Source organism: Meinhardsimonia xiamenensis (assembly GCF_900102905.1).
GTDB lineage: Bacteria > Pseudomonadota > Alphaproteobacteria > Rhodobacterales > Rhodobacteraceae > Meinhardsimonia > Meinhardsimonia xiamenensis.
In genome coordinates, this window is the sequence record NZ_FNFV01000017.1 from 1 (window position 1) to 8,072 (window position 8,072).

Genomic DNA, 8,072 nt, shown 5'->3' on the forward strand with positions numbered 1-8,072 from the left:
CAGCGCCTTGATCTTCTCAACCGTCTCGGGCGGCGTCGTCTGCGGGTGGCTCTTGTGGATCGGCGGCAGGTCCTTCAGCCCCTCGAAGCCGTGGGTCTGAAACCGCCGGCGCCACTCGTAGAAGCTGGTCCGGTCCATGCCCCGCCGCCGGCAGGCCTCGGCCACGTTGCCAAGCTTCCTGGCCAGCTCCAGCACGCTCAGACGCTGCTCGGCCATCTTCGTCGCCGCGTCCCGCGACCTGCGTTTCTTCGATGTCGATGATTGTCCCATTGGGTCTTCCTCCTTTCCCCTTATCGCACGGAAAGAAGGTTAAGTGAACACTCAATTCTCCATATGAGTATCCCGGACGTCATTGGGAACTGGACGCCGATGGCCAGCCAACCAACCGAATTATTGAGGCCAGGCGGAAATCTGACCTCATAACACCAGTGCCAAAACCCAAAAAGCGCAAGCAGAACAGCGGTCAGACATCCTTGCTGCTTGATGCAACGCATGATCTTTCCTCGGCGAATCAGGAATACAACCCCACGCCAATTATCAACGAGGTCCGATCCTTCGTAGAAACTTGGCGCAACCTCCCCAACCCCGATCAATGGCTGGTGACCCCCGAGACGGCACGTCTTCTTCAGCACTGGCGGCACCACCCGTTTCAGGGGGTGCGACCCTTCTTTTGTCAGATCGAAGCCGTCGAGACCGCGATCTGGCTTACCGAGGTTGCGCCCAAGATGGGCGCGCGGACCGCAAAGTTCTGGGCGCACCTGAAGGGCGCGAATGCCCAGGCCAACCCGGAGCTCATGAGGCTTGCGCTCAAGCTTGCGACAGGCGCTGGCAAGACAACCGTCATGGCAATGCTGATCGCATGGCACACGGTCAATGCTGTCCGCCACCCGAACAGCAAGCACTTCTCGCGCGGCTTCCTTGTCGTCGCGCCCGGCATCACGATCCGTGATCGGCTGCGCGTGCTCTTGCCAAATGACCCGGAAAGCTACTATCGCTCGCGCGAAATCGTCCCGCCAGACATGCTTGGTGACATCGCTCGAGCGAAAATCGTCATCACGAATTACCATGCGTTCAAGCTTCGCGAACGCATCGCGCTGGCGAGGGGAACCCGTTCGGCGCTTGAAGGTTGGCGAGGCGAGCAAATCCAGACGCTCGAGACTGAAGGCCAGATGCTGCAGCGTGTCATGCCCGAACTGATGGGCATGAAAAACATCGTGGTTCTGAACGACGAGGCTCATCACTGTTATCGCGAACGGGTGAAGGACGCCGACGGCGATACCGAAGACGACCTCAAAGGGGCAGACAAAGCCGAGGCCAAGGAAAACAACGAAGCCGCGCGCATGTGGATTTCCGGCCTCGAGGCCGTGAAGCGGAAGCTCGGAATCAGCCTGGTCTACGACCTGTCGGCCACCCCATTCTTCCTGCGGGGTTCGGGCTACATCGAAGGCACTCTGTTCCCGTGGACCATGAGCGATTTTTCCCTGATGGACGCGATCGAATGCGGTATCGTCAAACTGCCGCGCGTGCCTGTGGCCGACAATGTTCCGGGAGGCGACACCCCGAAATTCCGCAATCTTTGGGACCATATCGGGAAGAAACTCCCCAAGAAGGGCCGTGCTGCGGGCAAGACGCTCGATCCGCTCAGTCTGCCGGCGGAGTTGCTGTCGGCGCTCGATGCCCTCTATGGCCACTACGAGACCACGTTTCGGCTTTGGCAGGAAGCCGGCATCGAGGTGCCACCCGTTTTCATCGTGGTCTGCAACAACACAGCGACCTCCGAGCTGATCTACAAGTACATCTCCGGGTTCGAAAGGGAGAACGCTGATGGTTCTGGAACCCAGCTGGAATTCGGACGACTTCCCTTGTTCCGGAACCATGACGAACATGGGAACCCGCTTCCGCGGCCCAATACGATCCTAATCGACTCGGCGCAGTTGGAGTCGGGAGAGGCGCTGGACAAGGATTTTCGCAAGATTGCGGCCAGCGAGATCGAACATTTCAAGCGCGAAATCATCGAGCGAACTGGCGACATCACCGCTGGCGACAAGATCGACGAGGCTACCCTGCTGCGCGAGGTCATGAACACCGTCGGCAAGAAGGGCAAGCTTGGCGAGCAGATCCGCTGCGTCGTCTCGGTCTCGATGCTGACAGAGGGATGGGATGCGAACTCGGTGACGCATGTGCTGGGCGTTCGAGCCTTCGGCACTCAGCTCTTGTGCGAACAGGTGGTCGGCCGCGCGCTTCGACGACAATCCTATGACCTGAACGAGGAGGGGCTTTTCAACGTGGAATACGCCGACGTCCTCGGCATTCCCTTCGACTTTGCGGCCAAGCCCGTCGTCTCGCCGCCCCAGCCCCCGCGCGAGACGGTTCGCGTCCATGCCGTGCGGCCCGATCGCGACGATCTGGAGATCACCTTTCCGCGGGTCGAGGGCTATCGGGTCGAACTGCCCGAAGAACGCTTGGAGGCCAGTTTCGGGCCCGACCACGTTCTGGAACTGACCCCGCAGCTTGTCGGCCCCTCGGTCACGACCAACCAGGGGATCATCGGCGAGGGCGTCGACCTGACGCTCCAGCACCTCGCCGACCTGCGGTCATCCACCATTCTGTACCACCTCACGCGCCACCTGCTCTACACGAAGTACCGCGACCCGGGCGAAGAGCCGAAGCTGCACCTTTTCGGCCAGCTCAAGCGCATCACCCGCCAGTGGCTCGACGGCGGATATCTGAAATGCAGCGGCGGCACTTATCCCGGGCAGGTTCTCTACCGCGAGATCGCCGACATGGCCGCCGAACGCATCAAGGCCGCCATTACCGAGACGCTTCAGGGCGAACGACCGGTCAAGGCGATCCTCGATGCCTACAACCCCACGGGCTCCACCGCCTTCGTCAATTTCACGACATCCAAGAAGACCCGATGGCAGACCGATCCGAGCAAATGTCACGTCAACTGGGCGGTCTGCGACAGCGACTGGGAGGCCGAGTTCTGTCGCGTGGTCGAGGCGCATCCGCGCGTGCGCGCCTATGTCAAGAACCAGAACCTCGGGTTCGAGGTGCCCTATCTGATGGGCTCGACGCCGCGCAAATACCTGCCCGATTTCATCGTCCAGGTGGATGACGGCCGCCCCGATCCGCTGAACCTCATCGTCGAGATCAAGGGCTACCGCGGCGAGGACGCCAAGGAAAAGGCCAATACCATGCGCGCCTATTGGGTTCCGGGGGTCAACAACCTGGAAAAATTCGGCCGCTGGGCCTTTGCGGAATTCACCGCCGTCTACGAGATGGAGGAGGAGTTCGCCAAGCTCCTCGACCAGTTCGCCAAAGGAGGCGCGGTCCATGCGTGACAGGATTCTTGACGGATTCGCAGGAAAAACCATATACAAGGATATCCGCCCCTTGGCAGTACGCCGTGTTCCTCGCGATCATGAACGCGGCCGAACCCTTGGGGCTTATTTCGTCGCAGAGGCCGCCGCATGAGAAAGGTGGCGATCCTGATCGACGGCGGCTATTTCCTCAAACGCCTCCCGACAGTATTCAAGCAGGCTGACCCCGCCGACCCGGAGTCGGTTGCCTTCGCGCTGCGACGCCTGATCGCCTCGCATCTGAAATCCCACAATCGGATCGAGAAGCTGCCGCATGAGCGTGCGCTGCTCTACCGGTCGTTCTTCTACGATGCGAAGCCGTATCTCGGGAAGGAACATCGCCCCGTCTCCGGCACGGCCATCGACTACGCCAGGACCGCCGAGGCGACGTTCCGCCTTGCGCTGCACGAGAAGCTGCGGCGCATGTCGCACATGGCCGTGCGACTGGGCGAGGTGCGGCGCGAACGCGGCTGGATCCTGCGCGAAGCGGTACAAAAGAAGCTGCTCAAGGGGCAGATCACCGTCGCCGACCTGACCGACGACGACTTCACCCCCGGCCTGCGCCAGAAGGCGGTGGACATGCGCATCGGCACCGACATCGCCTCGCTCACGCTCAAGCGGCAGGTCGATACCATCATTCTGGTCGCCGGCGATTCCGATTTCGTGCCCGCCTCCAAGCTGGCGCGGCGCGAAGGGGTCAAGGTCGTGCTCGACCCCCTGTGGCGCAACGTGGCGCCCGAGCTTTTTGAACATATTGACGGGCTGCGCAGCGGCTTTCCCAAACCGGGAACGGCCGCGGCGAACCAGCCTGAAAACCATGAGGATGTCGAATAGATGGCCCGCAAACCGAAGAAACCGCTCGAGGTCGAGGCGCTCAAGCATGAGGACGCCACGCGCAAGAACATCCCGACGGCCGAGTTCGAATCGATCATGCGCGAGCAGGACAAGGCGCCGGTGCGGCTGGCCATCGAGCGGCGCAACCGCGACCTGGACCCGCAGCTGGTCTGGCGCGGCAAGGACGAACAGGACTGGTCCGACCTGATCGTGCAGGCCCCGCCGCTCTACATCCAGGAAAAGGTCCACCCCAAGGCGCTGATCGAGGATCTCAAGCGCATCAGCCGCGAACGCGCCGCAGCCCGGGACGACGAGCCCGACCTCTTCGCCGATTTCAACGGCCTGCCCGATGCCGAGGCGGCGACCGAGTTCTACCAGCACGATGCGCATTGGTCGAACCGGATGATCGTGGGCGACAGCCTGTCGGTGATGGCGAGCCTTGCCGAGCGCGAAGGGCTGCGCGGGCAGGTGCAGTGCATCTATCTCGACCCGCCCTATGGCATCAAGTTCAACTCGAACTTCCAGTGGTCCACCACCAGCCGCGACGTGAAGGACGGCAAGCTCGACAATCTGACGCGCGAGCCCGAGCAGGTCCGCGCCTTTCGCGACACCTGGCGCGACGGCATCCATTCCTACCTGACCTATCTGCGCGACCGGCTGACCGTGGCGCGCGACCTGTTGAGCGAGAGCGGTAGTTGCTTTGTTCAGATCGGTTCAGAGAATGTACACCTTGTCCAAAGCTTGATGGGCGAAGTGTTTGGAACCTCAAATGCAATAGCAACGATCCGCTTTAAGCGTGGTGGGTTTCAAACGTCCGCTTTTCTCCCGGAAACACATGATTTCATTGTGTGGTTCGGAAAGAACAAGCATGCATTGAAATTTAGAAGGCTATTTGCCTCGGCCGACCGCCGGGAAGCGTTCCCGGGGCAAAGCCTATTCGCCGATGACGAGGCGGGATTTTCTCGCCGAATCAGCCGAGACGAAATCGATCAAACGATATTTAAAGTGTTCCGACATCGAGCGGCATACAGTGCGACAGGATCAGCATCGTCGCGCTTTCCCGTGCTCTACAACGGAAAGCTGTTCATCCCTTCTGGAAACAGGGGATGGTCGACAAATGAAACGGGAATGCTGCGGGCAGCGCGATCAATGCGGTTGTTCCCGACGGGAAACACACTCGAAAGAAAAATGTATTTTGAGGATAGCCCGTTTCAGCATTTTTCCTCGAGTTGGGACGACACAATTTCGAGTGGGTTTGGGGAAGAGAAAGTTTACGTCGTTCAGACCCAGTCCCTTGTCGTTCAACGCTGCATCCTGATGTCCACCGACCCCGGCGATCTGGTGCTCGATCCCACCTGCGGCTCGGGCACCACGGCCTATGTGGCCGAACAATGGGGGCGGCGCTGGATCACCATCGACACCTCTCGCGTCGCCATCGCGCTGGCCCGCTCGCGCCTGATGGGCGCGCGCTATCCCTTCTACCTCCTCGCCGACAGCCCCGAGGGGCAGCAGAAAGAGGCCGAACTGCGCCGCGAGCCGCCCAAGACCACCCTCACCCATGGCAGCCTGCGCCAGGGCTTCGTCTATGAGCGCGTGCCGCACATCACGCTGAAATCCATCGCCAACAATGCCGAGATCGACGTGATCTGGGAGCGCATGCAGCCCGCCGTCGAAGACGCCCGCGCCGCGCTCAACGCCGCGCTGGCCGGCCATCCCACCCCGTTCAAGGTCGAAACGGGCGGCCGCGCGGGGCAGACAATCGACTTCACCGCCAGCGGCGAGGTCACGCTCCCCTCGGGCGAGAAGGCCCCGGCGAACGGCTTCATGGAATGGGAGATCCCGCGCGAGGCCCCCGCCGACTGGCCCGAGGCCGCGCGCCAGGCGCTGGAGCGGTTCTGGCGGGCGCGCATCGCCCGGCAGAAGGAGATCGACGCCTCGATCGCCGCCAAGGCCGAGTTCGAGTATCTCTACGACAAGCCCTATGTGGACAAGTCCAAGGTGCGCGTCGCCGGGCCCTTCACGGTCGAAAGCCTCTCGCCCCACCGCACGCTGGCCGTGGACTGGGACGACGAGCTGATCGACCTGACCGAGGCCGCCGAGGGCAAGCGCCAGCCCGAGCGCGAGGGTGCGGACGATTTCGCCCACATGATCCTGCAGAACCTCAAGGCCGCGGGTGTCCAGCAGGCCCACAAGGAGGACCGGATCACCTTCACCTCGCTGGTGGGCTGGCCGGGGCGCTACATCTGTGCGGAGGGCACCTTCATGGAGGGCGACGTGCAGCGCCGCGCCGGCATCTTCATCGGCCCCGAATTCGGCACCGTCAGCCGCCCCGACCTGGTGGCGGCGGCGCGCGAGGCGGGCGAGGCCGGCTTTGACGTGCTGATTGCCTGCGCCTTCAACTACGACGCGCATTCGGCCGAGTTCGACAAGCTGGGCCGCGTGCCGGTCCTGAAGGCGCGGATGAACCCCGACCTGCACATGGGCGGCGATCTGAAGGCCACCGGCGCGGGCAACCTGTTCGTCATCTTCGGCGAGCCCGACATCCGCATCGAGGAGGCGGGCGAGGGCATGATCCGGGTGAAGGTCTTTGGCGTCGATGTGTTCAAGCCACAGACCGGCGAGATTGTCTCGGAAGGCACCGACGGCATCGCGCTGTGGATGCTGGACACCGATTACAACGAGGAGAGCTTCTTCGTCCGCCACGCCTATTTCCTGGGCGCCAACGACCCCTACAAGGCGCTGAAGACCACGCTGAAGGCCGAGATCGACGAGGAGGCGTGGGCGAGCCTCTATTCCGACACCTCCCGGCCGTTCCCGAAACCGAAATCGGGGCGCATCGCGGTGAAGGTCATCAACCACCTCGGTGACGAGGTGATGAAGGTGTTTGCGGTGGAGTAAGAGAATGAAGGCACCGATCACCAAGCCGGTGAACGACGCGCAGCGCGCGTTCAATGAGCTCTGCGAGAAAGGCGGCGGCGTAAGGGGCGGACCAGCCAGGGGCAAGGTCCTGGCGCTTCTGAAGGAAACCGGACAGTCCCTGAACAAGCTGGCGATGTCGGAGATGGCCGATCAACTCGCTGCATTTCCGGAAGCCAACCCTTGGCATGTCTGCTTCGCTGTTGGGCTTTCCTGGGGCCATCTCGCGCGGTTGGATCTGGAATTCACCGAAGCTGTCTGCAACGTGTTGAGCGATTGGAACACGGCTGATCTGAAAAAAGCAGCGAGCTTTCATATGGAGCGGGGACCGACCCCGATAGAGCAGTCCCTGAAGGGCGCATACAACCTGTTCGGAAGGGTCACCTTGCCGGCGACGCTTCCCGATTCGCTTGAGAAACTCGGCCGTGCTCAGGAACGTTGGCTCAGTCCGATCCTGAATCCCAAAGATCGCCCTCCCTACATCGGTGCATGGAATGCGACGGCGATGTTCATGACCGCACTGTTTGCTCAACCGTCGCTTGCTGCCAGCCAGAAATCGCCCCCTCCGATGTTGCCGCCAGGAGGACCGATCTTTGCCGGTTGACCTGCCCCCCGCAAAATCCCTCACCATGATGTAGAGTCTGCTCAACCCTGAAGGAGCAGACGACATGAGGAAAAGCCGTTTCACCGAGGCGCAGATCATCGGGATGATCAAGGAGCAGGAGGCAGGCATGCCGACGGCGGAGGTGTGCCGCAGGCATGGCCTCAGCCCTGCGACGTTCTACAAGCTGAAGTCCAAGTATGGCGGGATGACGGTGTCCGAGGCTGCCAGGCTGAAGGCGCTGGAGGACGAGAACGTCAAGCTGAAGCGGCTGCTGGCCGACGCGATGCTCGACAACGTGGTTCTGAAGGATCTTCTGGGAAAGAACTGACGACACCGAAAGAGCGGCGCGAGGCAGC

Annotated in this window: 4 protein-coding genes and 2 pseudogenes; 5 read left to right on the forward strand and 1 reads right to left on the reverse strand. The window is 61.9% G+C overall.

The features are described 5' to 3' along the window. The coding region (locus tag BLQ14_RS15115; RefSeq protein ID WP_143004511.1) for a helix-turn-helix domain-containing protein at window positions 1-270 on the reverse strand (270 nt) is incomplete at its 3' end. Window positions 271-320: 50 nt separating this feature from the next. Between BLQ14_RS15115 and BLQ14_RS15120 the strand changes: the two are divergent. The 5 genes and pseudogenes from BLQ14_RS15120 to BLQ14_RS15140 all read left to right on the forward strand — a co-directional run. Next, window positions 321-3,344, forward strand: a pseudogene (locus BLQ14_RS15120) (BPTD_3080 family restriction endonuclease); the annotation flags it as partial. 138 nt (window positions 3,345-3,482) lie between these two features. Further along, window positions 3,483-4,196 carry an NYN domain-containing protein gene (locus BLQ14_RS15125; protein WP_211295377.1) on the forward strand — a complete coding sequence of 238 codons (714 nt, stop codon included), beginning with the start codon at window positions 3,483-3,485 and terminating at the stop codon, window positions 4,194-4,196. Then, on the forward strand, window positions 4,197-7,094 hold the full coding sequence (locus BLQ14_RS15130) for a site-specific DNA-methyltransferase (protein WP_170068490.1): 2,898 nt from the start codon (window positions 4,197-4,199) through the stop codon (window positions 7,092-7,094). A gap of 4 nt (window positions 7,095-7,098) precedes the next feature. Next, window positions 7,099-7,716 carry a hypothetical protein gene (locus BLQ14_RS15135; protein ID WP_092501403.1) on the forward strand — a complete coding sequence of 206 codons (618 nt, stop codon included), beginning with the start codon at window positions 7,099-7,101 and terminating at the stop codon, window positions 7,714-7,716. Window positions 7,717-7,780: 64 nt separating this feature from the next. After that, window positions 7,781-8,072: pseudogene (locus BLQ14_RS15140) on the forward strand (transposase); the annotation flags it as partial.

Excerpts from the sequence above, each read along its gene's own strand:
- BLQ14_RS15130 (WP_170068490.1), top strand. The coding sequence starts at position 4,197 with ATGGCCCGCAAACCGAAGAAACCGCTCGAGGTCGAGGCGCTCAAGCAT.
- BLQ14_RS15135 (WP_092501403.1), top strand. The coding sequence starts at position 7,099 with ATGAAGGCACCGATCACCAAGCCGGTGAACGACGCGCAGCGCGCGTTC.